Source organism: uncultured Microbacterium sp. (assembly GCF_963528945.1).
Taxonomy (GTDB): domain Bacteria; phylum Actinomycetota; class Actinomycetes; order Actinomycetales; family Microbacteriaceae; genus Microbacterium.
Genome location: NZ_CAURWX010000002.1, coordinates 289,502 through 314,175, shown reverse-complemented (window position 1 = coordinate 314,175; position 24,674 = coordinate 289,502). Strand labels below are relative to the sequence as shown.

Below are 24,674 nucleotides of genomic sequence, written 5' to 3'. Positions count from 1 at the left end.
CCCCGCACCGCGCGTGTACTCTCCTGGAAACACCCAATTGAGACCGGTCTCAATCTACCCGAGATCCGGCACCGGCTCCACGCCGACCGACACAGCAGTCCCTACGAGAGGAGCCACATCGTGGCTAGAAAGTCCTTCCGCCGCACCGCGGGCCGCACCGCGATCGCCGCCGCGATCGCCGGAGTCCTCGCCCTCACCGCCTGCGCCCAGGGCGGCACCGCATCGTCCGGCAGCGACGCCGACGACAACCCCTACGGCCTCATCACCCCCGGCCAGATCCGCGTCGCCAGCCTCGGCGACTCGAAGCCCTACACGTTCACCGACGAGAGCGGCACGTTCACCGGCTTCGACGTCGAGCTCTTCACCGACGTGGCCGGACGCATCGGCATCGACGACGTCGTCTTCACCGGCCAGGACTTCTCCGGCCTGCTCGCCGCCGTCTCGAACGGACAGTTCGACGTGGGCGTCGCCGCCATCGGCATCACCGAGGAGCGCGAGAAGACGGTCGACTTCTCCGACGGCTACCTCGCCGGGTACCTCACCGTCATGGCGTCGCCCGACAGCGACATCACCGACGAGGACAGCCTCGCCGGCAAGCGCCTCGGCGTCGTGCAGGGCACCCTGCAGGAGGCGTACGCCGTGAAGAACTTCACCGACACCGAGCTCGTGCGCTTCCCCGACAACAACTCGGCCATCTCGGCCGTGGTCAGCGGATCGATCGACGCGCACTTCCTCGACTACGAGGCGGCCAAGGAGTACGCCGACCAGTACGGGCTCGAGAACGCGATCGACATCCCCTCGTTCGACGCCCCCGCCGGCTTCGCGATCGCCAAGGGCAAGGACGAGTTCAAGAAGGCCCTGAACGACGCCCTGCACGAGGCGATGGAGGACGGCACCTGGAAGGAGCTCTACGAGAAGTGGTTCCCGGGCTCCCCGATGCCCGACCAGTACCTGCCCAGCGACGAGCAGGGCGACGGCGACAGCGAGTAATCGCCGCGGCGGGTGCGGAGCATCCTCCTCCGCACCCGCCCACCCGAAGGAGATCCCATGGACTGGTTCGACAACATCATCCGCACGTTCCTCGACTTCGACGCGATGCTGCAGGTGCTTCCGCAGCTGCTCGGCACGGGGCTCGTCAACACGCTCATCATCTCGGTCGCCTCGACCGTGCTCGGCATCGTCATCGGCATGGTCCTCGCGATCATGGGGGTCTCCCGCACCGCCTGGCTGCGCGTGCCCGCACGCATCTACACCGACGTCTTCCGCGGCCTGCCCGCGATCCTCACGATCCTGCTCATCGGGCAGGGCTTCGCCCGCATCAGCCAGCAGCTGTTCGGACCCTCGCCGTACCCGCTCGGCATCCTCGCGCTCAGCCTCATCGCCGGCGCCTACATCGGCGAGATCTTCCGCGCCGGCATCCAGAGCGTCGAACGCGGACAGCTCGAGGCCTGCCGTGCCCTCGGCATGACCTACGGCAGCGCGATGCGGCTCGTCGTGGTGCCCCAGGGCATCCGCCGGGTGCTGCCCGCCCTCGTCAACCAGTTCATCGCCATCGTGAAGGACTCCAGCCTGGTGTACTTCCTGGGGCTGCTGGTGAGCGAGCGCGAGCTGTTCCGCGTCGGTCAGGATGCCGCGGTGCTCACCGGCAACCTGTCGCCGCTGGTGCTCGCCGGAGTCTTCTACCTCGTCATCACCGTGCCGCTCACGCACCTCGTGAACTACTTCGACAACCGCTTCCGCACCGGCCGCCGCAAGGCCACCCCGCCGAAGAGCGGACTCGAAGAGGTGCGCGAGCAGTCCCTCAGCCCGGCCCTCGTCCATGGAGAGAACACATGACCTACACCTCCCCGCTCCCCGTCACCGACGGCCGCTTCTACGAGGGATCCGAGCTGCGGATCGACAACCTCGTGATGGCATACGGCGACGTCGACGTCATCCGCGACGTGTCGCTCACCGTCGAGCCCGGCACCACCACCTGCATCATCGGCCCCTCGGGTTCGGGCAAGTCGACGCTGCTGCGCGGCGTCAACCGGCTGCACGAGCCGAAGGCCGGCCGGGTGACCCTGGCCGACGACGACGCCCTGCGCCTGAAGCCCGATGTGCTGCGCCGCCGCGTGGGACTCGTCTTCCAGCACTTCAACCTCTTCCCCGACCACACAGCGCTCGACAACGTGGCGCTCGCGCTGCGCAACGTGAAGCGGATGTCGCGGGGCGAGGCGCAGCGCATCGCCCTGGCCCGTCTGACCGAGGTGGGCCTCGCGGAACGCGCTGACCACCGGCCCCGTGACCTGTCCGGGGGGCAGCAGCAGCGCGTCGCGATCGCCCGCGCCCTCGCGATGGAGCCCGAGGTGATGCTGTTCGACGAGGCCACCAGTGCGCTCGACCCGGAGCTCGTGAAGGGTGTGCTCAACCTCATGGCCGAGCTCGCGCAGCGCGGCATGACCATGCTCGTCGTCACGCACGAGATGGGCTTCGCCCGCAAGGTCGCCGATCAGGTCGTGTTCATGGACGAGGGCCGCATCCTCGAGGCCGGCACTCCCGACGAGATCTTCGATGCCCCGAAGAGCGACCGGTTGAAGCTGTTCCTGTCGGAGGTGCTGTGATGGTCCGTACCGCGATCATCGGCTTCGGCACCGCGGGACGCCTGTTCCACGCGCCGTTCCTCGCGGCCGACCCCGCATTCCGCGTCGAAGCCATCGTCACGTCCGACCCGGATCGGATGCGGCAGGCGGGGCAGGAGCATCCGCAGGCCCGCGTCCTCCCCGACGTCGACGCCCTCTGGGCGCAGGCGGATGCCGTCGATCTGGTGGTCGTCGCATCGCCGAGCGGCTCCCACCGCTCGCATGTCGAGGCCGCCCTGCGCGCCGGATGCCATGTCGTCGTCGACAAGCCGTTCGTCGCGGATGCCGCGGACGGCGAGGCGCTGATCGCCCTCGCGCGCGAGGAGGGGCGGATGCTGACGGTGTTCCAGAACCGTCGATGGGACGGCGACTTCCGCACGGTGCGGCACCTGATCGACGACGGACGCCTGGGACGGGTGCGGCGGTTCGAATCGCGCTTCACCTGGTGGAAGCCCACGATCAGCAAGGACTGGAAGGCGCGCGCGACGGTGGCGGATGCCGGCGGCATCCTGTTCGACCTCGGCCCCCACCTCATCGACCAGGCGGTGCAGCTGTTCGGCCCCGCCCGCGTCGTGCACGCGGAGATCGACCGCGTGCGGCCCGGTGTCGCCGCGGACGATGATGTGTTCGTCGCGCTCGAGCACGAGTCGGGCGTGCGGTCGCACCTGTGGATGAGCGCGGTCACCGCCACTCCCGGGCCGCGGTTCCGGGTGCTCGGAACCGAAGCGGCGTACACGACCTGGGGTCTCGACGGCCAGGAACCTGCGCTCGTCGCGGGCGCCCGTCCCGGCGACCCGGGTTTCGGTGAGACGCCGCCCGAGCAGTGGGGCACGGTCGGGCTGGGCGACGACGTCGAGCCCGTGCCGACCGAGAAGGGCGATTATGGCCTGTTCTACGCGGGCGTCGCCGACGCGATCGAGAACGGCGCCCCCGCCCCGGTCGACCCCGCGGATGCCGTCGCCGGGCTGCGCCTCATCGCGCAGGCCCACGCCCTCGCCGCAGGCGCGGCATCCGCCACCGAGACCACCGACTGAGCGCGCCGAGTACCGCGCGCAACGAGTAAGGAAAAACGCATGTCTGCAGCAGCATCCGAGAAGGTCGTCGTCATCGGCGGCGGCATCCTCGGCGTATCCACCGCCGCCCACCTCGCCCGTGCGGGCGCCGACGTGACCCTGGTCACCGCCGGGCCGCTCGCCGACGGCGCCTCCGGGCGATCGATCGCGTGGCTGAACTCGTCGGGCGACCGCTCGTCGGCCTACCACTACCTGCGCCTGCTGGCCCTCGACCGGTATCGCAGCTGGGGCGCACGGCACCCCGAGAGCGCCGAGTACCTGCGCTTCGACGGGGCGCTGAAGTGGGCGGGTCCGGACGAGAGCTTCCGTCCGACGTTCGAGTTCGAGCGGTCGGTCGGCTACGACTCGCTCTGGGTCGAGAAGGCCGATGTCGGCCGCGTCGCGCCCGACGTGAACCTCGACGCGGTCGCCGACGAGGGGGCCATCTTCAACCCCGGCGAGGGCTGGGTGAACATGCCGCACCTCATCGGTGTGCTCGCCGCTCAGGCGCGCACGGCCGGGGCCGACGTGATCGAGAACGCCGGTAACGCCCGGGTCGACGTCGCCGATGGCGCCGTGGTCGGCGTCGTGCTGGGCGACGGGTCGCGGGTGGCCGCCGACCGCGTGGTGCTCGCGACCGGACCCGGCGTGCCGGCGCAGCTCGCCGACCTCGGCGTCACGATCCCGGATGCCTCGCCCGCCGCCTTCGTGCTGTTCACCGACCCCGTCGACGTTCCGGTGCGCACGGTGCTGAACACGCCCCGCGTGGCCGTGCGGCCCACCCCCGACGGACGCCTCGTGCTCGACGCCGGCTGGGCCGAGGAGTCGATCGTCGTCGGCGACGACGGCTCGATCACGGTGCCGGATGCCTCAGTTCAGGGACTGCTCGACGAGGCGTCGAAGGTGCTAGCCGGTGCACCCGCGCTCACCGCGTCGCGCGTCGGCGCCGGGTGGAAGCCGATTCCGGGCGACGGCGAACCGGTCGCCGGCCCCGTGCCCGGCATCGAGGGGCTCTACGCCCTGTTCACGCACTCCGGGGCGACGCTCGGGCTGATCCTCGGAGAGCTCGCCGCCGACGAGGTTCTGTCGGGGCAGCCGTCGCCGGTGCTGCAGTCGTTCCGCATCGAGCGGTTCGCCGAGCAGGAGCTGCCGGGCTCCGTCGGCACCGACGCGTGGTCGCCGGTGGCGCCCGTGTAGGTGGTTTCGCGGGGCGCGCCGTGCGGAATGCAGGCGCGAGCGGTGCGTGCAGGCGGGATCGAGTCGATCCCGCCTGCACGTGTGTTCTGCGCCTGCAGTTGGGGGCGGGGGTGGCGGGGGCGGCGCGGGGGTCGGGCCGGATGCACGGAATTGCGACGTTTGCACGGCGGAATCGCCGGATGCTCCGTGCATCCGTGCGGTGTCCGTGCACCTGACGCGTTCCCCACGACTCAGCCGTGACCCGCCTCGCTCACCTGGTTCCCCGGACCGATCGGCCTGTGGACAACTCCGGCGGATGCGCTCGGATCCGAGCTACCGTGTGCCCGTGATCCTGCCCTCCCCCCGCTCCGCCCTCCTCGTACCGCTCGCCCTCGCGGCCTCCGTCATGCTCGCCTCGACCAGCGGATGCACCGCCCCACCCGAGCCCGAACCCACCCCCACACCGCTCTTCGCGACGGACGAGGAGGCATTCGTGGCGGCTGAGGAGGTGTACCGGGAGTACATCCGGGCGGGCGATCAGGGGAAGGACACATCCGCATATCTCGTCGGGTCCGCATTAGAGGATGAACTCGAGACCGCTCGCTATCTGGACGAGAGGGGGCTCTCCTTCACCGGAGAAACACTTGTCGCCTCGTTCAAAGGGACGCGCGCGAAGCTCAGGTCGCTCACCCCCACCGTCAATGCACTCGTTTGCTTGGATGCTTCGGCAACCAGGGTGATCGATGACGCGGGGGCCGACGTCACTCCCCCGGATCGTGCCGCTCGTGTCGCCCTGAACGTCAGTTTTTCTTGGGATGTCGAGGCCTTCGCTATCTCGCGCTCGCAAACGACTGAGGAAAGCGCATGCTGACGCGGGCGGCCGCGCTAGTGGCTGTCCTTGCGCTCTCGCTCTCCCCGCTCGGCTTCCGCGCACCGTCGAATGCCTGCAATGCCGCCGACATCAAGTCCGGATTGTGCGGTTCGAATGACGGGTCGTCCGTCATTATCACCGGCGGCCGCGGTAATCCCGCCTCGCCCGGCAGCTCAACGAACCCTCGCCGCCCCACTTCTTCCGTCCCGGATGGTCCGCACTACTCCCGCCCGGACCGGAACTACACGGTCGACGACTGCCGCGGCGTCTCCGACCTGCGATGCTCACGGGTCGCAGAGGCCGAACCGCCCAGCCCGTCCGCTCCTTCATCACCCGGGACCCCCGCGATCACCATCTCCGACGTCGCGAGCTTCGCGCCCGCGCCCCCGAGCGCCGTCGCCGAACCCTCGAACCTCGGTGTCGCGGGGCGACCGGCGAACTTCGTCGCCACCGCATCCGCCCACACTCGCGAGGGCAGCGTGCTCGGCACCCCGGTGACCGTCCGCTTCACGCCCGCCAGCTACACCTTCGCCTACGGCGACGGCACGACGACCACTCGCCCGACCGGCGGAGCATCCTGGACAGCCCTCGGCCAGGCCCCCTTCACCCCGACCGCCACCAGCCACGTGTACGACGAGCGCGGCACCTACGACACCACCGTCACGGTCCACTATTCCGCCGACATCGACCTCGGCACCGGCTGGATTCCCCTCGACGGATCCCTCCCCGTCACAAGCCCCACGCAACCTGTCCGCATCTACGAAGCGCACACCGCCCTCGTGCACCACACCTGCATCGAAGACCCCGGTGCCCCCGGCTGCTGACCGGTCAGCCCCCGCTCCTCCCCGGCACCCCCTGCACGCACCCCTCCCGTCGCACTTTCTGTCGCCCGTCACCGTGCTGGGCGACAGAAAATGCGACCGGAGCAGCTTGTCGGGTGAGTGAGAGGCGGCCCAACCAGCCGTTGCCAACCGCATCCGTTCCCGTCGCACTTTCTGTCGCCCCACTTCAGGCTTGGCGACAGAAAGTGCGACCGGAGCGGAGGGGCCTCAGCCGGGTGGCGGGACGCTGGCCTGCCTGGGCGACAGAGAATGCGACCGGAGCAGCAGCCGCTGCAGCAGGCGATCAGGCTGCGGAGCCGCGCAGCGCCGCGATCTCCTGACCGTAGGTGCGGGCATCCGATTCGGCGGACTCCTTGAGTTCGCGCGCGACGTCGGCGAAGGCGTCGAGCGCCGGGTTCACGCCGACGAGGGTGAACGGACGCTCCACGACGCGCAGGTCGAGGCCCCAGACATCCTCGAGCACGCGGCGGAGCCAACCGGTCGAGTGGTCCCACCCTTCCTTCGGGGTCCCCGGCGCGTAGTTGCCGCCGAGCACCGTCACCAGCGTGGCCGGTTTGCCCCGCAGCGCGGTTCCGGACGGGTCGATGCGCGGGTCGGTGTAGGCCAGGTCGAACCAGGTCTTGAAGTGCTGCGAGACGCCGTAGTTGTACAGCGGCACCGCGAACAGCAGCGCATCGGCACCGATCAGCTCGTCGGCGAAGCGGGTCGCGAGCGCACGCGCGTCGACCTGCGCGGGAGTGCGCTGCGCCTCATCGACGAAGCCGCCGGTGACCGCATCGGCCCACGCCGTGGCCGGCACCGGGTCGGCGGCGAGGTCGCGACGGGTGACGACGGAGTCGGGGTGCGACGACGTCCACTCGGACTCGACGAGATCGGCGAGCGCACGGCTGGCGGACGACCCGGGAAGGATGCTCGCATCCAGACGGAACAGGGACATGGACCTACCTCTCATTTCGGAGTCGCTCGGTTTTTCTTAGCGACAAGGGTTAACGTAGCACGCGTAGAATGGAGGCATGCCCGAGGCCGAGCACGACATCACCCGGTGTGACGCGGCCGTCACACTGGCGTTCAGCGTGCTCGGCAAGAGGTGGAACGGCATGATCGTGTCGTCGCTCGGCGGTGGCCCGTCGACCTTCGTCGCCCTGCGCCGCGCAGTGGTGGGCATCAGCGACACCGTGCTCTCCGACCGCCTCGCCGAACTCGCCGACGCCGGCCTGGTGGCACGCACCGTCGACCCTGGACCGCCGGTCACGGTGTCGTACGCGCTCACCCCCGGCGGCGAAGGACTGCTCCCGATCCTCGATCAGCTCGGCGTCTGGGCATCCGCCACCCTCGCGCGCCGCTGACCCTTCCTGCACCGCGCACCGATCCGCGGCATCGGCCCGCCCCGACTCCTGGCCGGTTGCACGGACTCCGCACAGATGCACGGCTCAACCCCACACTTTCCCGTGCATCCGTGTATTCGCCGTGCAGGCGGCGCGGCCCGCACACCGCCACTCCCGTCGCAATTTCTGTCGCCTCGGGCCACGCCAGGCGACAGAAAATGCGACCGGAACGGGGCAGTGATGAGGCGACGGGCGGCGGGGCGACGGCTACCTCACCAGGGGCTGGGCTCGTAGTCCTTCAGGAACACACCGTGGATGTCCTCACCGGCCTCACCGCGCACGATCGGGTCGTACACGCGGGCGGCACCGTCGACGAGGTCGAGCGGGGCGTGGAACCCCTCCTCCGCGAGACGCACCTTCGTGTAGTGCGGACGCTCGTCGGTGATCCAGCCGGTGTCGACGGCCGTCATGAGGATGCCGTCGGTCTCGAGCATCTCGCCCGCACTGGTGCGCGTGAGCATGTTGAGCGCGGCCTTCGCCATGTTGGTGTGCGGATGCCCCGGCCCCTTGTACCGGCGCGAGAACTGCCCCTCCATCGCCGACACGTTCACGACGTACTTGCGGTGGGCCGACGACGCCGCCATCGACGCGCGCAGCCGGCTGATCAGCAGGAACGGCGCGGTCGTGTTGGCCAGCTGCACCTCGAGCATCTCGAGCGGGTCGACCTGATCGATCGACTGCACCCAACTGTTCACGCGGTTGACGTCGGGCACGAGCCCGCCCGCATCGATCGCGGTGCCGTCGGCATGCTTCTCGAGCGACGACGATCCGGGAGCCATTGCGAGCCGTGCGAGGTCTTCGGCGGTGAGCGCCTGACCGCCCTGCTCGGCGACGGTCCCACCGAGGGCCGCGACAGACAGCAGCGGATGCGCGTCGACGGAGGCCTGCAACGCCTGCGGGTGCGGGTCGGCGGTGTGACCGAACGTCTCCATCTCGGGCAGCGGTCCATCGGGGAGCGGCTGCAGTTCGGCATCCGCGAGCAGGGAGTACGCACCCGGCGAGCGCCGCACGGTCTGGGCGGCGTTGTTGATGAGGATGTCGAGGGGTCCCTGCGCGGCGACCGAGTCGGCGAGACCGATCACCTGCGCGGGGTCGCGCAGATCGATGCCGACGACCCGCAGCCGGTGCAGCCAGTCGCCCGAGTCGGGGAGCGCACTGAAGCGCCGCACCGCGTCGCGCGGGAATCGCGTGGTGATGGTGGTGTGCGCCCCGTCACGCAACAGCCGCAGGGCGATGTGCATGCCGATCTTCGCGCGCCCGCCGGTGAGCAGCGCCCGCTTGCCCGTGAGGTCGGTGCGGGCGTTGCGCTTGCCGTGGCTGAAGCGAGCGCAGTCGGGGCAGAGCTGGTGGTAGAACGCGTCGACCAGGGTGTACGGCTGCTTGCAGATGTAGCAGTTGCGCGGCTTGAGCAGCTCGCCCGCGATGGGGGCGTCGACGACGCTCGACGCGAGGTCGTGGCCGCGCGTCTCGTCGTCGATGCGGTCGGGCGCGCCGGTCGCGGTGCGCGCCACGACGGCCTTGTCGGCCTCGGCGATCGCGTCGCGGATCTCCTTGCGACGCACCCGCTTCACCGCTTTGAACATCGCGGCGGTCGCGTGGCGCACGGCCACGAAGTCGGGGTGCTCGTTGTCGATCGTGTGCAGCTGGGACAGCACGCGGAGGGTGGTGGCGAGGTCGTCCGGGTCGATACCGGCGCCGAAGTCGGCTCGGTCGCTGAGCTCGTCGGAAGGGGCGTCGGTCATTGGGCCGATTCTACGCGAGCACGCTGGGAACGCCGCGCGGGGCGGGGGCTCGAGTGGGCGGCGCTGCGCGGGCGGGTGCGGGGCCGGCGGGCTCGGCCGCGGGCTGGGGCGTCCGGGCGGCTCGACAGGGCGGCGACAACAAGTCAGGACGCACCCGCCCCGGGCCGGCACCGGCGGCACGAACAAGGCGGCCGGCGGGGGATCCGTCCTGAGTTGTGCACCCTCGACCCGCGACCCTCGCGGAGGGACAATGGGGCATGGTCACCGATGATCCGCACGTGCTGGGTGACGGCCTGCTGCCCACTCCGTTCACGGCCGCGGAGATCCGTCGGGCAGCCGGCGACGGACTCACGATCGTGCTGTTCGTCGAGTCGCCCGACGGGTCGCGGCACGAGCGCGTCAACCGTTTCGAGCAGACGGATGCCGAGGGCGCCACGTTGCGGGCGTGGTTCACCGATGCCCCCGATGATGCGGTGATCAGCCGGCTGACCTGGCGGGAGCTGCAGGAGCACGCGTCCTTCCCTCGTGCGCACACGACGGTGACCGACGAAGAGCTCGCGCTGCCGTTCGGCCGTGTGCCCTGTCGGCGGTACGAGATCGCGGATGCCCCGGATGCTCCGGTCGAGACGTACTGGTTCTCGCTCGAGCACCCCGGGATGCCGGTGCGATACGAGGTGCCGCTCGACGGCGGGATCCTGCGGACGACCGTGCGGAGCATCCGCCGCGACGACGATCCAGCGGATGCCGGGAGCGGCGACACCGATGTCGGTGACCGGGCGTAGGGTCGCTGCATGAGCGCACCGATCGAACGTCACGGAGTGGTCCCGTCCTATCTGCTCGCGCGTCTCGCGGAGTCGGGGCGCTTCCCCCGCGCCGCCGCCGCGGCACGCCAGACTCTGACCGCCGGACGTCCGCCGTTCCGCGCGCGCATCGATCTCTCGATCGACGAGAACGGCGACCTGGTCGCGCAGCTCTCCGATGCTCCGAACCGCACGATCAGCGATGCGGGTAACACGCAGCAGCTGCCCGGCGCCGTGGTGCGCACCGAAGACGACGACCCCGTCGACGATGCCGCGGCGAACGAGGCGTTCGACGGGCTCGGGGCCACGTTCGAGATGCTCCTGTCGGCGTTCCGGCGCAATTCGCTCGACGACGCCGGGGCACCACTCGATGCGACGGTGCACTACGGCGTCGACTACGACAACGCCTTCTGGGACGGTGAGCGCATGGTGTTCGGCGACGGCGACGGCGAGGTGTTCCGCGGCTTCACCGGGTCGCTCACGGTCATCGGGCACGAGCTCGCGCACGGCGTCGTGCAGCACACCGCCGATCTCGAGTACCAGGGGCAGCCCGGAGCGTTGAACGAGTCGATCGCCGACGTCTTCGGTGCGCTGACGGAGCAGTACGCTCTCGGCCAGACCGCCGGCGACGCGTCGTGGCTGATCGGCGCCGAGATCTTCACGGATGCCGTCGAAGGCGTGGCGCTGCGGTCGATGATCCACCCCGGCACGGCGTACGACGACGACGAGCTCGGGCGCGATCCTCAGCCCGACCACATGAGCGGATTCGTGCGGACGACGGAAGACAACGGCGGGGTGCACATCAACTCGGGCATCCCGAACCGGGCGTTCGCCCTCTTCGCGATCGATCTCGGCGGGAATGCCTGGGAGACGGCGGGCACGGTCTGGTACCGGGCGCTGACCGGCGGCCTCTCGAGCACCGCGACCTTCACGCAGTTCGCCGACGCGACGGTCGCCGCCGCCCAGACGATCGACGAGGCCACGGCGACGGCGGCTCGACGCGCCTGGACGACCGTGGGAGTCTATGGAGATGAGCGAGTCCCCTCGGCCGAATGACCGCGTCGTCGTCGCGGTGATCCGGTCGGGCGGCATCGCGGGACTCCGTCGACGCTGGCTCATCGAGACCGCGGCGGAGAACGACGAAGCCGCCGCGTGGATCGCCCGGATCGAGCGCTGCCCGTGGGATGCGGACCTCGACACCGACCGCGGCGCCGACCGCTTCGTCTGGACGATCCGCGCACGCACCCCCTCCGAGCAGCGCGAGCGCGAGATCCCCGACGGCGCCCTCGACGGCCCGTGGCTCGAACTCGTCGAAGCCGTCCGCGCCGCCGCGCGGTCCTAGCGCGGTCGTAGCGCCTCATTCCCGCCCCGGGGCCCGGGGCTCGCAGGCCCGGGGCTCGCAGGCCCGGGGCCCGGACCCACCTGAGCGACGGTCGCCCGTCGCCGCATCGTGAGGGGTCACGAACGGCCGTCATTCGGGCATCCGACACGGCGTGTCTTGACCCCTCACGCGGGGCTTTCACTCGGGACCCTCCCACGGATCCCTCACTCACCCCTTTGGTGCGGGACCTGCGCGCTCCCCCAGCTCGCGAGGAGTCACGAGTGGCCGCCATCCGGGCATCCGACACAGCGTGTCTTGACCTCTCACGCGGAGCCCTGACGCGGGACCCCTCACGCGCGGCTCGCACGAGCGCGCCGCGCGAGGGTCAGGCGGAAGGCGAGGGCTCGAGTGCGACGCGAGTGCGGGGCAGCGCCTCGGAGTGGTTCTGCTGCAGCCAGGTCATCATCTTCTCCCGCACCTCGCAGCGAATGTCCCACTGGTCGGACGAGTCCTTCGCCGACATCACGAACCGCACCGTCACGAAGCCGCCCTGCGAATCGGTCACGAGCGCGCTCGACGAACGGCCGTCCCAGAAGGGCGACGCCTGGACGATGCGCATGAACTCCGCGCGCACCTCGTCCATCGGCACCCGCCAGTCGAGGTCCATGAGGACGACACCGAGAATCGCATCGGACCGTCGCGTCCACGTCTCGATCGGGTTCGTCGTGAAGTAGTTGCACGGCACGACCAGCCGGCGCTCGTCCCAGATGTAGACCACGACGTACGAGAGGTTGATCTCTCCGATGCGGCCCCATTCCCCCTCGACCACGACCACATCGCCCACGCGGATCGCATCGGTGAAGGCGACCTGCACCCCGGCGATGAGGTTGCCGAGGATCGACTGCGCGGCAAGACCGGCGATGATGCTGACGATTCCGGCGGACGCGAGCAGGCTCGTGCCGATCGCGCGCATCTCGGGGAACGTGAAGAGCACCGTGCCCAGAGCGAGGATCGCGATCGTCACCAGCACGAGCCGGTGGATGACGAGCAGCTGCGTGCGACGGCGTCGCGCGTGCGGGCCGATGAGCTGCGCCTCTTCGCGCGACATGAGCTGCTCGAAACCGAACGACACCAGGGCGCCGAGCAGCCACGAACCGGAGAGGATCGTGGCGATCAGGAAGATGCGCGAGATCGCCGGCCATTCGTCGATCGATGCCGGCTGCGTGACGGCGCACGCGACCCACAGCGCCACGATCGCCGCGGTCGTGAAGAGCGCGTTGCGCGCGCGGCGAGAGACCTCACGCAACCATTCCAGCTTGCGACTGACCAGGGCGACCACGAGCGCGAGCAGCGCGAGCACGCTCGCCGCCACCACCAGCGCGATGCCGATGGCCGCGACGGTTCCGATCCAGGATTCCCAGGTGAATGCGGGCATCGTCCCACCGTAGGAGAAGGCGCCTGGCCGCGGCCTGGACGGCATGCGATCGACGGAAAAGCCCGCGCAGCGAGGGATCGTGGAGGGAGAATGAGCGCATGGGAATGTTCCAGCAGCGCCGGGAGGACGAAGAAAACCAGTGGGCCGGCCTGCCCTCCGAGCCGCTCGAGCGCGGAGCCGCGGATGCTCTCGACGCCCCGCCCGCCGTCGACCCGCTGTCGATCGGGCTGGGGCTCGGCGGCGACACCACGTCGATCGTCTTCCCCGTCGCGCCACCGCCGCCGGCCGCGTTCGCGGTCGAGAACCGTGAGCCCGACGACTCGGATGACACGAACGGATCGCACGGCGACGACGACGAACCGGACGCCGATGACTGAGTCGTCGCCAGCGCGCCGCTTCCTTCCGGATCGAGAGGCCTGAGGGTCAGAAAGGGCCGCCTGCGCGCCCGCTCATGCGGCGTGTCTTGACCCCTCACGGGGAGAAGACGGGGAGAAGACAGCGAAGCGGGCGGGACGAGGCAGCGCAGAGCGAGGAGCGCCGGGCAGTGGGGGTGGCCCCGGCTACGGTGGAGGGATGACGATCATCGCCGCCGCAGACGGCTCCGCCCTGGGCAACCCCGGCCCCAACGGGTGGGCCTGGTACATCGACGACGACAACTGGGCGGCGGGCGGCTCGCCCCACGGCACCAACAACCAGGGCGAGCTGCAGGCGGTGCTCGAACTGCTGCGCGCGACCGCCGGCACCGACGAGAAGCTCCTCATCCGCTGCGACAGCCGCTACGTGATCGACTCGGTGACGAAGTGGATGCCCGGGTGGAAGCGCAAGGGATGGCGCAAGTCCGACGGCGGTCCGGTGCTCAATCGCGACCTGCTCGAAGGCATCGACGAAGCCATGCGCGGCCGAGACATCGAGTTCTCCTGGGTCAAGGGCCATGCCGGCGACCGCATGAACGAGGCCGCCGACGAACGCGCCAACTCCGCCGCGAAGGCCTATCAGCAGAAGCAGGAACCACGACGCGGCCCCGGTTTCACCCGTGCGACGGATGCTGGAGCCGCCGTGGCCGCATCCGCCCCGCTCGCCGCCGCAGCGAGCGCCGGTCGCTCGGCCACCACGACACCCGTCTCCACTCGCGCGGCGCGCGACGAGCCGGCGGATGCTCCGCTCTGGGCCGAGACCTCGTCGCTGTTCGACGACTTCGACGGCCCGACCGCCGAGCCGATCGAGCTGCGCATCGCCCTGACCGGCGATGAGCACGCCCGCCTCCGCGACCGCGCCGACGCGCAGGGCATCTCGCTCGAAGCCGCCCTGCGCCGCCTCATCTGAGCATCCACTCCACACACCCCGGCGTACACTCGGCTCATGTCGACGACCGCCCGCACCATCGGCCGCATCTTTCTCGGAGCATCCCTCGTGTTCGCCGGGGTCTCGCACCTCACCGTCGCGCGCGACGAGTTCCAGGCGCAGGTTCCCGAGTCGCTTCCGCTCGACCCCGACACGACCGTCGTGGCGTCAGGGGTCGTCGAGGTGGCCCTCGGTTCGGCCCTGCTCTTCGCGCGTCGCCGGCGCAGCCTCGTCGGCACGATCGCGGGCCTGTTCTTCGTCGCGGTGTTCCCGGGCAACGTGTCGCAGTGGATGCACCAGCGCAACGGGTTCGGCCTCGACACCGACATGAAGCGTTTCGTTCGGCTGTTCTTCCAGCCGGTGCTCGTCGCCCTCGCCGTCTGGTCGACCCGCCGCGCTCGCTGACCCCGCGCGCCCGGAGGACTCCCGTCCGGCGAAAAGTAGACTCGGCGGATGGGAGATCGGCCGGTGACGCAGCAGTGAAGACGCGTACGGTCTTCGGTCTGCTCCGTCTCGGCGCCGCTGCCCTCTGCCTCGTGGCCCTCATCCACCGTCTGGCGTGGGGGCTCGCCTCGCACACGATCGCGAGCCAGAACTTCTTCGCGTACCTGACCAACCAGTCGAACGTCGCGTTCGTGGTGGTTCTCACCATCGCCGGCATCCTCGCGCTCCGCCGCGTCCGCGATCCGCGCTGGCTCACGATCGTCCTCGCCCTCGTACTCACCTGGACCATCACGGCCGGCATCGTGTTCGCGATCCTCGTGTGGCAGGCGGGGCTGCGCGGCATCCGCATCGACGTGCCGTGGTCCGACCAGGTGCTGCACTTCTACCTGCCCGCCTGCGCGGCCGCCGCCTGGGCACTCGCCCCCGGCCATCGCATCGTGCCGTGGCGGGTCGTGCCGTCGACCCTGATCTATCCCCTGGTGTGGGGCGGGTTCACGATGCTGCGTGGACCGCTGATCGGTTGGTACCCCTACTACTTCCTCGACCCGCGCCAGGTGAGCGGGCCCGCGGAGTTCTTGGTGTCATCGGGCATCGCGCTCGCGACCTTCGCGGTCGTCGCGACCGCGCTCGTGCTCATCAGTCGGATGCCGTTGCCTCGACGGCTGCGTGACGACCCGGGCGACGACACCCCCGACGGTCCGGGTGATGGCCCCGACCGTGAGGATGCGCCGGTCGACGAGCTCGTCGAATCGGCCGCTCAGGCGAGATAGGGACCGAGCGCCTCGATCGCCTGGGCGAACGCCTCGTCGTCGTCCAGCTCGGCGAACTCGGCGGCGGCGTCACCGCCGACGATGCCCACGAGCACGTTCTCGCCCGTCGCGGGACGCAGGTTGATCCAGGTGCGGATGCCCGCGTCGCCGCCGACCGTGTGCCAGATCGCCTCCTCGGCGTCCCAGAACGGCTCGTCCCACCGCAGCCACACGGTCTCCACCGACCCCATGCCCAGGGAAGAGATCGCTCCACGGTTCGCGAACGGCAACGGGGGGTCGAACTCGATGCCCTGCTCCTGCAGCACCCCGAGCGGCACGGTCACGACGACCCGGTCGAACGACAGCGCCTCGCCGGTGCCCATGCGCACGCTCACCCCGGTGTCGTCGTAGGCGAGGCGGGTCACCGGCTGATTGAGACCGACTTGCACCCCGTCGAGCGTGTGCTCGATGAACGGCTGCAGGCTGTCGCGGGCAGCACGCGGCTCGTCGGCGGGGAACGGCGGGGCGAACCAGCTCGACAGCTGCCCCGCATCCGCCCCGGCCGCGGTCGCAAAGATGGCGAGCAGAGCGGCGGCGGAGGGGTCATCGGGGTCGATGCCGGCGGTGGTGAGGGCATCCTTGACGGAGGTGTCGTCCGCCGCGTCTCGGGCGGTCGCGATCGCCGCGGTCACAGGCTCGGAGGTAAGCGGCTCGACGTCTCCATCGGGTCCGCGCCAGCGCACGCCGGCGAGGTCGACGATGCCCACGTCTTCGGACTCGAGGGTGTCGACGAGGTCGGCGTCGTCGGTGCCGAAGAGCCACGCGCCCAGCTGCACGGGAACCGGCCACGAGTCGTCGACGCGCGAGTGCAACCGCCCGCCCACGCGGTCGCGGGCCTCGATCACGGTGACCTGGTAGTCGGCGGCGGCGAGCCGCGCGGCGGCCGTGGCGCCGGCCAGCCCGGCTCCGATCACCGCGATGCGCTCACCGGTATCTCCGGCATCCCGGACCTCCCCGGCCACGCGCCCACCCGAGGCGATGGCACCGCGCATGGTGCCCGGAGCGTCCTCGTCGGTGGCCTCTCCCGCGAAGAACAAACGGTCGTCGACCGGACGCGCCAGAGCGCTGCGGGTGTCGGCCCCGACTCCCACCGGCACGAAGCTGACGGCACCGAAGGCGTACTGATCGGTGGTCCAGGTGGAGCGGATGCTGCCCGCCGGACGCGGCACCCCGTTCGACGGCCCCGGCTCGGGGGTGCGGGTCGGGGTTCGCGTAGGCGTCGGCTCCGGTTCGGGCGTGCACGATGCCAGAAGCACCGAGACGACACCGGCCCCGGCGCCGAGCAGCAGAGTGCGGCGCGTGATCCTCATCGTGTCGCCACTTTATCCCGGCGGGCGGAGATCCGCCTCGTCCGTGGCGCCTCAGACCCCGGGTCGCCCGCCACAACTCAGGACCGATGGCGCGCTCCTGTCCGCCGCCGACGGCAGCACCGCGGCCGTGACAGCGGTGAGCCCCCGGCGGTCCTGAGTTGAGACCGCCGGGGGCTCGGTGCGGAGAGCCGCCCCCGGGTCAGACCGCGAGCAGCTCGCTCTCGAGGCGACGGTAAGAGGCCTCCATGCCGTCGGCCATGCCCGTCGCGAGGATCATGTCGCGCGTCTCCTTGTCGGGGTACTCGATGTAGAGGGTGAGGAGCGTCGCCCCGTCCTCTTCATAGAGGTTGAGGTCGTTGAGCGTCTCAGGCCCCGGCGTGCCCTGCATCTTCTCGGTGTCGACCGAGCGGCGCGGAGCATCCATCAGCAGCGCCTCACCCTCGAACCCGAACGGCTCGCCCTCGGTGTCGCCGACCGGTGCCCACGAGGTGCGGTAGCGCTGACCGACCTCGGTGGCGACGACGCACTCCGTCATCTCCCAGCCGTCCGGACCGAGCATCCACTTCTTCATGAGCTCGGGGTCGTGGTGCGCGCGCCAGACCAACTCGCGCGGTCCCTCGATGAGGCGGGTGATGCGAACGTGCGTGTCGTCGAGCAGCTCGACCTGCGTGCCCTTGCCCTGGGCGTAGTCGCGCAGGTCCTGCAGCACCGCGTCGAGCTGGCTCATCGCGAGCTTCGTGCCCTCGATCGCGCCCATCGCGACGACCTGCTCGAGCGCCTCGGCCGAGGTGAAGTAGCTCGTGTTGACCATGCGGGTGCCGTCGGCTGTCGCCTCGAACGTGAACGTCATGCGCATCGACGGCAGGTCGGGGTCGGGCGTGCCGTTCTCGTCGGCGAACGAATCGAGCACCGTGAAGCTGCGCGGGGCGTCGATCTCGACGAACTCCCACGTGCCCGACGCGCTCTCGCCGCGCGGACCGGTCATCGTGTAGTTGGCTTTGCCGCCCACCGTGTGATCCCAGTGGGTGAAGGTCGCCGGCCATCCGGGAGGGCCCCAGAAACGCTCGAGCTGGCGCGGGTCGCTGTACGCGTCCCAGACCCGCTCGACGGGGGCCGCCAGATCGGCGACGACCGTCATGGTGAGGTTCTCGGCATCGGTGACGACGTCGGTGACGGGCATGATCATTCTCCTTCTTCGGTTCGTGCGGTCGGGGTGGTGCTGTCGGTGGTCTTCGTGGGAGGGGTGGCCGGTGGCGCGTTCGTCGGTGCGGGCGGCGGCGCGGACGTGGCCGGCTCGGCGAGCAGGTCGTCGAGGCGGGCGATACGCGATCGCCACAGTTCTTCGTAGCGGGCGAGCAGCGCCCGGGCGCGGGCGATCATCTCGGGGTTCGCGCGGACCAGCCGCTCGCGTCCTTCGGCGCGCTTGACGATGAGTTCGGCCGCTTCGAGCACCGCGACGTGCTTCTGCACCGCGGCGAACGACATGTCGTAGGCGCCGGCGAGGGTCGACACCGATTGCTCGCCCTCGATCGTGCGGCGCAGGATGTCACGCCGCGTCGACGTGGCCAGTGCGTGGAAGACACGGTCCACCTCCGCTTCGCTGAGTTCTCGTTGTGCAACCATTTGGTTGTACGTTAGGCCCGGACGGATGCGGTGTCAAGAGGTGTCTCGCGGCCGTCGCGCGACCTGCACGGAACATGCACACCTGCACGGAGGATCGCCGGAGAACTCCGTGCACACGTGGAAAGTCCGTGCGAGCGGGACGCGGCCAGGCCGGGGCGGGTAGCGTCGACGCATGCGCCGACCGTTCATGAACACGCCGGAACAACTCGAATCCCTCGAGGGGCAGCAGTACCTGGTGCTCCGTCCGAGGGTGGGAGTGGCCAATTCGTACGCCGGGGAGCAGGACGAGGCGCTGACTCAAGCGCCGCTTCCGCACCCGCACACCGGTCACGTGACGCTCCGAGCGTTCTACGAGCCGGAGCGTCGCAAGGAGTTGAGCGCCCTCATCCGCCGCTGGGCTTCCGCGCGTCAACCGGTCGAGATCATCGGCGAAGCCGTGGATGCGTTCCCGGAACCGTGGCAGATCCTCATCCTCCGGCTCGCCCGCACTCCCTCCCTCCTCGACGCATACGCCTCATTGACCGAGCTGCTCGATGCGACAGACATGCGTCGACTCGGCGAGCTGCCCCTCGACGACTGGACCTTCCACATGTCGATCGTCTACGGCAAGACGCTGTCACCTGCGGACTGGGCGTCGATCGCCTCCGCACGCATGCGGGAGTTCGAGCATCCGATCGCCGAGACGATCGACGAGGTGGAACTCGTCTCGTACCTCGACGGTGAGGAACACAGCGAGGTCTTCCCTCTCGGCGAGCGCAGCCCCGGCTCTGAAGCCCCGACCTCCGAGGCCTGAACGATCGAGGAGCAGCAGATGCCCGGGGCCCCTACCCGAGCTGCGGGATCAGCTCCTCGAGGAACTCCGCCGTCGACTCCCACCCGGTCACCGCGTGGCAGCGGGCGCCCATCGCGAGCACGGGGTAGTCGTTGCCGGCGGGATCGAGGCGGTCGCCGACGAAGAGCATGTCGTCGAGGGGGATGCCGGTCTGCTCGACGAGCTTGCGCATGCCGTAGGCCTTGTCGATGCCGCGGTCGGTGATGTCGATCGAGGTGGAGCCGCCGGAGCGCACCTCGAGGTCGGGGAGCCGGGCGGCGACGGCCGCACTGAGGGCGTTGCGCTTGGCGCCGGTCGGGTCCCATGCGGCTTTGGCGTCGACCGGGGCGTGCTGCCCGAGGGCCGAGAACGTCACCTGCGACCCGCGGTCCTCGATGATGTCGCCCCAGGTCTGTGACTCCCAGAACCCGAGTCGGCGGGCCTCGTCTTCGAGCGCGGCTGCGGCCTGGGCGCGCTGGGCGGCGGTGAGCGAGAGGGCGTACACGGTCTCGATGCCGTCGGCCCCGATGCGGTAGTACTGCGTGCCGCAGGCGGGCAGCAGGTGGAAGCGCGCGAGCACGGCGGCACTCGGCTCGGGCAGGCGGTCGATCACCTGCGCCGTGAACTGACCGAGCTGTCCGCCCGAGATGATCGCCACCTCGACGCGCGCGGCGAGCGCGACGAGCAGCGCCCCCATGCGCGGATCGATGGCGCTCTTCGACGGGGCGAGGGTGTCGTCGAGGTCGAACGCCACGAGGCGGGGCAGCGGCGTCATGCGGATGCCTCGGCGAGGGCATCCGCATGCCCGCGCGCCGGGCCGGTGCTGCCGCGCACGACGAACTCCACGGGCGGGAGGTCGATCGGACCGGGCTCGCGCCCCTCGACGATCGAGACGAGGGCACGCGCACAGGCGTTGCCCCACTGGAACACGTCCTGCCGCACGGTGGTGAGCGGAGGGATGACGTAGGGCGCGAGGGGGATGTCGTCGAAGCCGATGACCGACAGGTCGTGCGGCACACGGATGCCCCGGTCGATCGCCGCCGAGATGCCGGCGATCGCCATGATGTCGTTCGCGAAGATGATCGCGGTGGGCGGTTCGGGGTCGTCGAGCAGCTCGTGGGTGGCGCGCGCGCCGGCGGCCCCCGTGAAGTCGGCCTCGACGACCGCTCCGGGGCGCAGGCCGAGCTGCGCGAGCTCGCCCGCCCAGGCGTCGCGACGCACCCGCGAGTGCACATACCGGTCGGACCCCGAGACGTGCGCGATGCGCTCGTGCCCGAGAGCGTGCAGGTGACGGACGGCACGACGGATGCCCGCGGCGTCGTCGAGTCCGATGGGCTCGGTGCCCTCGCCTGCACCCGTGCCGAGCAGCACGCACGGCAGACCGAGGCCCGCGAGCTCGGCGGGCCGCTCGTCTTCGACGCGCAGGTCGGTGAGGAAGACGCCGTCGACGCGGGCCTCGTGCGCGAAGCGCGAGTACGCCTCGCGCTCGGCCTGCTCGCCGTCGACGACCTGCAGCACGAGGGCGTAGCCGACGGTCGAGAGGAAGCTCTCGACACCCGCGACGAACTGCGGGAAGAACGGGTCGGTGCTGAGCAGCTCCGGGTCGCGCCGGATCACCAGCCCCAGCGCCTGCGCCCGGCTGCGCGAGAGGGCGCGGGCCCGGGCATCCGGACGCCATTCCAGCTCGCGCGCCGCCTCGAGGATGCGCTCGCGCGCCTCTTCGCCCACCCCGGAGCGACCGTTGAACACGAACGACACCGCGCTCTTCGACACCCCGGCCCGCGCCGCGACATCGCCGATCGTGATCTTGCGTTCCCTGGCGACGCCGTGGGGGGAGGAGGCGGGGCGCCCGGCGCCCGCGCTCTCGGGGATCGAGGCGTTCATGGTCTGTAGTGTAACCGACCGTTTAGCCCGATTTAGCTCGATCTCTTCCGCGCCGAGCTGCCGAAGTGGCGGCGATGTGAGCCCGCGTAGCGATGAGGTTGCAGCCTCTCACCAAAACCGGTTTACTAAGACGAGTCAGCGCCGCCCACCTTCGGGTCTCGCACCCCTCGCGGGCCGGCGGACGGTCGTATCAGTGAGGAACAATCGCCATGGGCAGTGCGGCACCAGCGCAGCAGAACACCACGCGACCCCGACGACGCTCCGGCGCCGTGCAGCGCTGGCTGGGCGAGAACCCGCTCGGCCTGCTGCTGAGCGCCCCGTACACGCTCTTCGTCATCGTCGTCTTCCTCATCCCGTTCGGGTTCGGCATCTGGATGTCGGTGCACGACTTCTACTTCACGGCCCCCGGTGTGGCGGTGGAGCATCCGTTCGTCGGCTTCGACAACTTCGCCGCCGTGCTCGCCGACCCCATCGTGCGCCAGGCCTTCGGCAACCTGCTGATCTTCCTCGTCATCAACGTGCCGCTGACGGTCGTGCTCGGCCTGCTGCTCTCGTCGGGACTCGACGCCGTGGTGCACTGGAAGGGCTTCTTCCGCATCTCGTACTACATCCCCTACGTGACGGCATCCGTCGCGACCCTCGCGGTGTGGATCTTCCTCTTCAACGGCAACGGCGTCGTCAACTCGATGCTCGGCTCGCTCGCCCCCGACCCGTCGTGGCTCGCGAACTCGGGCCTGATCATGCCGCTGATCGCCGTCTACGTCACGTGGAAGAACCTCGGGTTCTACATCCTGCTCTACCTCGCCGCGCTGCAGAACGTACCCAAGGAGCTGCACGAGGCCGCTCAGCTCGACGGTGCAGGACGCTGGCAGCGATTCCGCTCGGTCACCCTCCCCGCCGTCCGCCCGGTCACCTCGCTCGTGGTGCTGCTGTCGATCATCACCACCGGCCAGATCTTCACCGAGCCGTACCTGCTCACCGGCGGTGGACCCAACAACGCCTCGATGACTCCGGCGCTGCTCATGTACCAGCAGGGCATCCAGCAGGGGAAGCCCGACATCGCCGCCGCGATCGGCATGATCCTCGTCATCGCGGTGATGATCGTCTCGCTCGTGTCGCGCCGCATCACGGAAGGCAAGAACCGATGACCGCCCCCGACGCCGACGCGCGCACGACCCGCACGGTCCGCACGACCCGCCCGCCCCGCACCGGCCGGGTGCTCCCGACCCTGCGCTTCGCCCTGCTCTTCGTCGGCGCCCTCGCCGCGCTCGTGCCGTTCTACTACATGGTGATCGGCGCCCTGCAGCGCAAGCGGGACACCAGCCTCTTCGGCCTGCTGCCGCTGCCCGAGAACCTGAGCTTCAACAACTTCGTCGAGATCAACGAGTCGGTCAACCTGCTCGGCTCGCTCCTCAACTCGCTGATCTTCACGGCGGGCGTTGTCGCCTGCACGCTCGTGTTCGGGCTGCTGGTCGGCTACGCGCTCGCGGTGCTGTCGTTCCGCGGTCGCGGCCTCGTGTTCGCGCTCGTGCTGCTCGTGCAGGCGATCCCGTTCCAGCTGCTCATGATCCCGCTGTACGTCATGGTCGTGCGGTACTTCGGCCTCGCCGACAACTTCATCGGCATGATCCTGCCGTTCGCGATCAACTCCGTCGCCGTGCTGATCTTCCGGCAGTACTTCCTGCAGATCCCGCGCGACGTGTTCGACGCCGCCCGCATCGACGGCGCGAGCGAGCTGCGCATCCTGTTGTTCATCGCGGTGCCGCTCGTGCGCCCGGCCGTGCTGACCGCGATGCTCGTGACCTTCATCGGACCGTGGAACGAGTTCCTCTGGCCGTTCCTCGTCACCAAAGACGCCACGAAGCAGACCCTCGCGGTGAGCCTGGCGAACTTCTCGCAGACCAACGGCTCGTTCCTGGAGAACCCGATGGGCGCCGTGCTCGCGGGCGCCTGCGTGCTCGCGGTGCCGGTGGTCGTGCTGTTCCTCCTCTTCCAGCGGCACTTCACCTCCGCCAACCTCGGCTCCGCCATCAAGGGCTGAGCACCCGATACCGAAAGACCCGAAGGCACAGCGATGACATCGTCTCCCTCCCCCGCCGCACAGCGCACCGCCGAAAGCACCGCCGAAAGCACCGCCTCGGTGCCCTATGCCCTGAGCCGCGTCGGCACCATCATGACCGCGCGCACCGACGACCCCCTCGAGGCCGAGGGCGTGCTCAACCCGGGCACCGCCTGGGGCCCCGACGGCGAGCTGTACCTGTACCCGCGCGTCGTCGCGGCGGGCAACGTGTCACGCATCGCCCGTGCCCGCGTGGTCGTCGAGAACGGGGTGCCGGTCGGTGTGGAGCGCCTCGGCGTGGTGCTGTCGCCCGATGAGCAGTGGGAGCACGGGCGACAGAACGGCGGCGTCGAGGACCCCCGCATCACGTTCCTCGAGCCGCTCGGCCTGCACGTCATGACGTACATCGCGTACGGTCCGCTCGGCCCGAAGCCGGCTCTCGCCGTCTCACGCGACACCGTCACCTGGGAGCGCCTCGGGCCGATCCGGTTCGCGTATCAGCCCGAGCTCGGCACCGACCTCAACCTGTTCGCGAACAAGGACATCGTGTTCTTCCCCGAACTGGTGCCCGGCCCCGACGGCACCCCGCGCATCGCGCTGCTGCACCGCCCGATGTGGGACCTCGACTGGCTGCGCCCCGGCGAGGGATCCCGCCCGCCCGTCGGTATCGCCGAGGAACGCCCCTCGATCTGGATCGGCTACATCGACGTCGAGGCCGTCACCCGCGATGTCTCGGCCCTCACCGACGTGCGCGATTCGGCCATGATCGTCGGCCCCGAGATGGCGTACGAGAGCGCCAAGATCGGTGCGGGCCCCTCGCCCGTGCGCGTGCCGGAGGGGTGGCTGCTGCTGCACCACGGCGTCTCGGGCGCCACGCCCAAGGGCTTCGAGCTCGCCCACGGCTCGGTGTACTCCGCGGGCGCGATCCTGCTCGACGCCGACGACCCGCGCCGCGTGATCGCACGCTCGGCCGAACCGCTGCTCGCGCCCGAGACGGCGGAGGAGACCCAGGGCACCCTCGCGAACGTCGTGTTCCCCACGGCGGTCGAGCAGATCGGTGCCCGCACCTTCGTGTTCTACGGCATGGCCGACTCGTCGATCGGCGTCGCCGAACTCACCCGCGTCTGAGCATCCGAAAGGGCCGCCTC

Annotated in this window: 27 protein-coding genes; 19 read left to right on the top strand and 8 right to left on the bottom strand. The window is 70.1% G+C overall.

Annotated features, from left to right (window positions below; all coding sequences use genetic code 11):
* The first annotated feature begins 120 nt into the window (after positions 1–120).
* From RWS82_RS08665 to RWS82_RS08635, 7 genes are all read left to right on the top strand, one after another.
* Complete coding sequence (locus RWS82_RS08665; RefSeq protein WP_314648922.1) at positions 121–990, top strand: ABC transporter substrate-binding protein; 870 nt, start codon at positions 121–123, stop codon at positions 988–990.
* Positions 991–1,047: 57 nt separating this feature from the next.
* A complete protein-coding gene (locus RWS82_RS08660; protein ID WP_314648919.1) occupies positions 1,048–1,836 on the top strand; it encodes an amino acid ABC transporter permease in 789 nt (262 codons plus the stop codon).
* The gene (locus RWS82_RS08655) at positions 1,833–2,603 is read left to right on the top strand and encodes an amino acid ABC transporter ATP-binding protein (RefSeq protein WP_314648916.1); all 771 of its coding nucleotides are present in this window, start codon (positions 1,833–1,835) and stop codon (positions 2,601–2,603) included. The genes RWS82_RS08660 and RWS82_RS08655 overlap by 4 nt, the downstream gene beginning before the upstream one ends.
* On the top strand, positions 2,603–3,655 hold the full coding sequence (locus tag RWS82_RS08650; protein ID WP_314648914.1) for a Gfo/Idh/MocA family oxidoreductase: 1,053 nt from the start codon (positions 2,603–2,605) through the stop codon (positions 3,653–3,655). The genes RWS82_RS08655 and RWS82_RS08650 overlap by 1 nt, the downstream gene beginning before the upstream one ends.
* Positions 3,656–3,694: 39 nt before the next feature.
* Positions 3,695–4,870 (top strand): FAD-binding oxidoreductase, encoded by a 1,176-nt coding sequence (locus RWS82_RS08645; protein WP_314648911.1) that lies wholly within the window; start codon positions 3,695–3,697, stop codon positions 4,868–4,870.
* Between the two features lie 325 nt (positions 4,871–5,195).
* Positions 5,196–5,720: a hypothetical protein gene (locus tag RWS82_RS08640; RefSeq protein ID WP_314648909.1), complete on the top strand. Its 525-nt coding sequence runs from the start codon at positions 5,196–5,198 to the stop codon at positions 5,718–5,720.
* Complete coding sequence (locus RWS82_RS08635) at positions 5,714–6,544, top strand: hypothetical protein (RefSeq protein ID WP_314648908.1); 831 nt, start codon at positions 5,714–5,716, stop codon at positions 6,542–6,544. Before RWS82_RS08640 ends, RWS82_RS08635 begins: the two co-directional genes overlap by 7 nt.
* 301 nt (positions 6,545–6,845) lie before the next feature.
* On the opposite strand, the gene RWS82_RS08630 is transcribed toward RWS82_RS08635, so the two are convergent.
* The gene (locus RWS82_RS08630) at positions 6,846–7,499 is read right to left on the bottom strand and encodes an NAD(P)H-dependent oxidoreductase (RefSeq protein ID WP_314648905.1); all 654 of its coding nucleotides are present in this window, start codon (positions 7,497–7,499) and stop codon (positions 6,846–6,848) included.
* 76 nt (positions 7,500–7,575) lie between these two features.
* Between RWS82_RS08630 and RWS82_RS08625 the strand changes: the two genes are divergently transcribed.
* Positions 7,576–7,908 carry a helix-turn-helix domain-containing protein gene (locus RWS82_RS08625; protein WP_314648902.1) on the top strand — a complete coding sequence of 111 codons (333 nt, stop codon included), beginning with the start codon at positions 7,576–7,578 and terminating at the stop codon, positions 7,906–7,908.
* Positions 7,909–8,159: 251 nt separating this feature from the next.
* Here RWS82_RS08625 and RWS82_RS08620 read toward each other — a convergent pair whose 3' ends face one another.
* Complete coding sequence (locus RWS82_RS08620) at positions 8,160–9,689, bottom strand: SDR family NAD(P)-dependent oxidoreductase (RefSeq protein ID WP_314648899.1); 1,530 nt, start codon at positions 9,687–9,689, stop codon at positions 8,160–8,162.
* Between the two features lie 257 nt (positions 9,690–9,946).
* Between RWS82_RS08620 and RWS82_RS08615 the strand changes: the two genes are divergently transcribed.
* From RWS82_RS08615 to RWS82_RS08605, 3 genes are read left to right on the top strand one after another with little or no spacing between them, the layout of a single operon-like run.
* Entirely contained in the window at positions 9,947–10,471 is a 525-nt protein-coding gene (locus RWS82_RS08615; protein ID WP_314648896.1) for a hypothetical protein, read from the top strand.
* 9 nt (positions 10,472–10,480) lie between these two features.
* Positions 10,481–11,545 carry a M4 family metallopeptidase gene (locus RWS82_RS08610; RefSeq protein ID WP_314648894.1) on the top strand — a complete coding sequence of 355 codons (1,065 nt, stop codon included), beginning with the start codon at positions 10,481–10,483 and terminating at the stop codon, positions 11,543–11,545.
* Positions 11,520–11,831 (top strand): protealysin inhibitor emfourin, encoded by a 312-nt coding sequence (locus tag RWS82_RS08605; protein ID WP_314648891.1) that lies wholly within the window; start codon positions 11,520–11,522, stop codon positions 11,829–11,831. Before RWS82_RS08610 ends, RWS82_RS08605 begins: the two co-directional genes overlap by 26 nt.
* A 364-nt stretch (positions 11,832–12,195) precedes the next feature.
* Here the strand turns inward: RWS82_RS08605 and RWS82_RS08600 are convergent, their stop codons facing one another.
* Complete coding sequence (locus tag RWS82_RS08600; RefSeq protein ID WP_314648888.1) at positions 12,196–13,245, bottom strand: mechanosensitive ion channel domain-containing protein; 1,050 nt, start codon at positions 13,243–13,245, stop codon at positions 12,196–12,198.
* Between the two features lie 98 nt (positions 13,246–13,343).
* Between RWS82_RS08600 and RWS82_RS08595 the strand changes: the two genes are divergently transcribed.
* The 4 genes from RWS82_RS08595 (at position 13,344) to RWS82_RS08580 (ending at position 15,800) form a co-directional block, all read left to right on the top strand.
* Complete coding sequence (locus tag RWS82_RS08595; RefSeq protein WP_314648885.1) at positions 13,344–13,622, top strand: hypothetical protein; 279 nt, start codon at positions 13,344–13,346, stop codon at positions 13,620–13,622.
* A 196-nt stretch (positions 13,623–13,818) separates the two neighbouring features.
* A complete protein-coding gene (locus RWS82_RS08590) occupies positions 13,819–14,568 on the top strand; it encodes a ribonuclease H (protein ID WP_314648883.1) in 750 nt (249 codons plus the stop codon).
* A 36-nt stretch (positions 14,569–14,604) separates the two neighbouring features.
* Complete coding sequence (locus RWS82_RS08585) at positions 14,605–14,991, top strand: DoxX family membrane protein (RefSeq protein ID WP_314648882.1); 387 nt, start codon at positions 14,605–14,607, stop codon at positions 14,989–14,991.
* A 74-nt stretch (positions 14,992–15,065) separates the two neighbouring features.
* Complete coding sequence (locus RWS82_RS08580) at positions 15,066–15,800, top strand: Pr6Pr family membrane protein (RefSeq protein WP_314648881.1); 735 nt, start codon at positions 15,066–15,068, stop codon at positions 15,798–15,800.
* Here RWS82_RS08580 and RWS82_RS08575 read toward each other — a convergent pair.
* From RWS82_RS08575 to RWS82_RS08565, 3 genes are all read right to left on the bottom strand, one after another.
* On the bottom strand, positions 15,788–17,149 hold the full coding sequence (locus tag RWS82_RS08575; RefSeq protein WP_314648879.1) for an FAD-dependent oxidoreductase: 1,362 nt from the start codon (positions 17,147–17,149) through the stop codon (positions 15,788–15,790). The two genes, RWS82_RS08580 and RWS82_RS08575, sit on opposite strands and share 13 nt — an antisense overlap.
* 199 nt (positions 17,150–17,348) lie before the next feature.
* Positions 17,349–18,329 carry an SRPBCC family protein gene (locus tag RWS82_RS08570; RefSeq protein WP_314648877.1) on the bottom strand — a complete coding sequence of 327 codons (981 nt, stop codon included), beginning with the start codon at positions 18,327–18,329 and terminating at the stop codon, positions 17,349–17,351.
* A 2-nt stretch (positions 18,330–18,331) separates the two neighbouring features.
* The gene (locus RWS82_RS08565; RefSeq protein ID WP_314648875.1) at positions 18,332–18,772 is read right to left on the bottom strand and encodes a helix-turn-helix domain-containing protein; all 441 of its coding nucleotides are present in this window, start codon (positions 18,770–18,772) and stop codon (positions 18,332–18,334) included.
* 172 nt (positions 18,773–18,944) lie between these two features.
* On the opposite strand from RWS82_RS08565, the gene RWS82_RS08560 reads away from it, so the two are divergent.
* On the top strand, positions 18,945–19,565 hold the full coding sequence (locus RWS82_RS08560; protein WP_314648873.1) for a 2'-5' RNA ligase family protein: 621 nt from the start codon (positions 18,945–18,947) through the stop codon (positions 19,563–19,565).
* Between the two features lie 31 nt (positions 19,566–19,596).
* Here RWS82_RS08560 and RWS82_RS08555 read toward each other — a convergent pair whose 3' ends face one another.
* Entirely contained in the window at positions 19,597–20,358 is a 762-nt protein-coding gene (locus tag RWS82_RS08555; protein ID WP_314648871.1) for an HAD-IIB family hydrolase, read from the bottom strand.
* Positions 20,355–21,467: a LacI family DNA-binding transcriptional regulator gene (locus RWS82_RS08550; protein ID WP_314648869.1), complete on the bottom strand. Its 1,113-nt coding sequence runs from the start codon at positions 21,465–21,467 to the stop codon at positions 20,355–20,357. Before RWS82_RS08550 ends, RWS82_RS08555 begins: the two co-directional genes overlap by 4 nt.
* Before the next feature lie 209 nt (positions 21,468–21,676).
* Here RWS82_RS08550 and RWS82_RS08545 point away from each other — a divergent pair, with 209 nt between their 5' ends.
* The 3 genes from RWS82_RS08545 to RWS82_RS08535 are packed head-to-tail and all read left to right on the top strand — an operon-like array spanning position 21,677 to position 24,654.
* Complete coding sequence (locus RWS82_RS08545) at positions 21,677–22,615, top strand: sugar ABC transporter permease (protein ID WP_314648867.1); 939 nt, start codon at positions 21,677–21,679, stop codon at positions 22,613–22,615.
* Entirely contained in the window at positions 22,612–23,508 is an 897-nt protein-coding gene (locus tag RWS82_RS08540) for a carbohydrate ABC transporter permease (RefSeq protein WP_400190074.1), read from the top strand. Before RWS82_RS08545 ends, RWS82_RS08540 begins: the two co-directional genes overlap by 4 nt.
* Before the next feature lie 33 nt (positions 23,509–23,541).
* Positions 23,542–24,654, top strand: a complete 1,113-nt coding sequence (locus RWS82_RS08535) for a glycosidase (RefSeq protein WP_314648864.1) — start codon at positions 23,542–23,544, stop codon at positions 24,652–24,654.
* Positions 24,655–24,674: the final 20 nt, after the last annotated feature.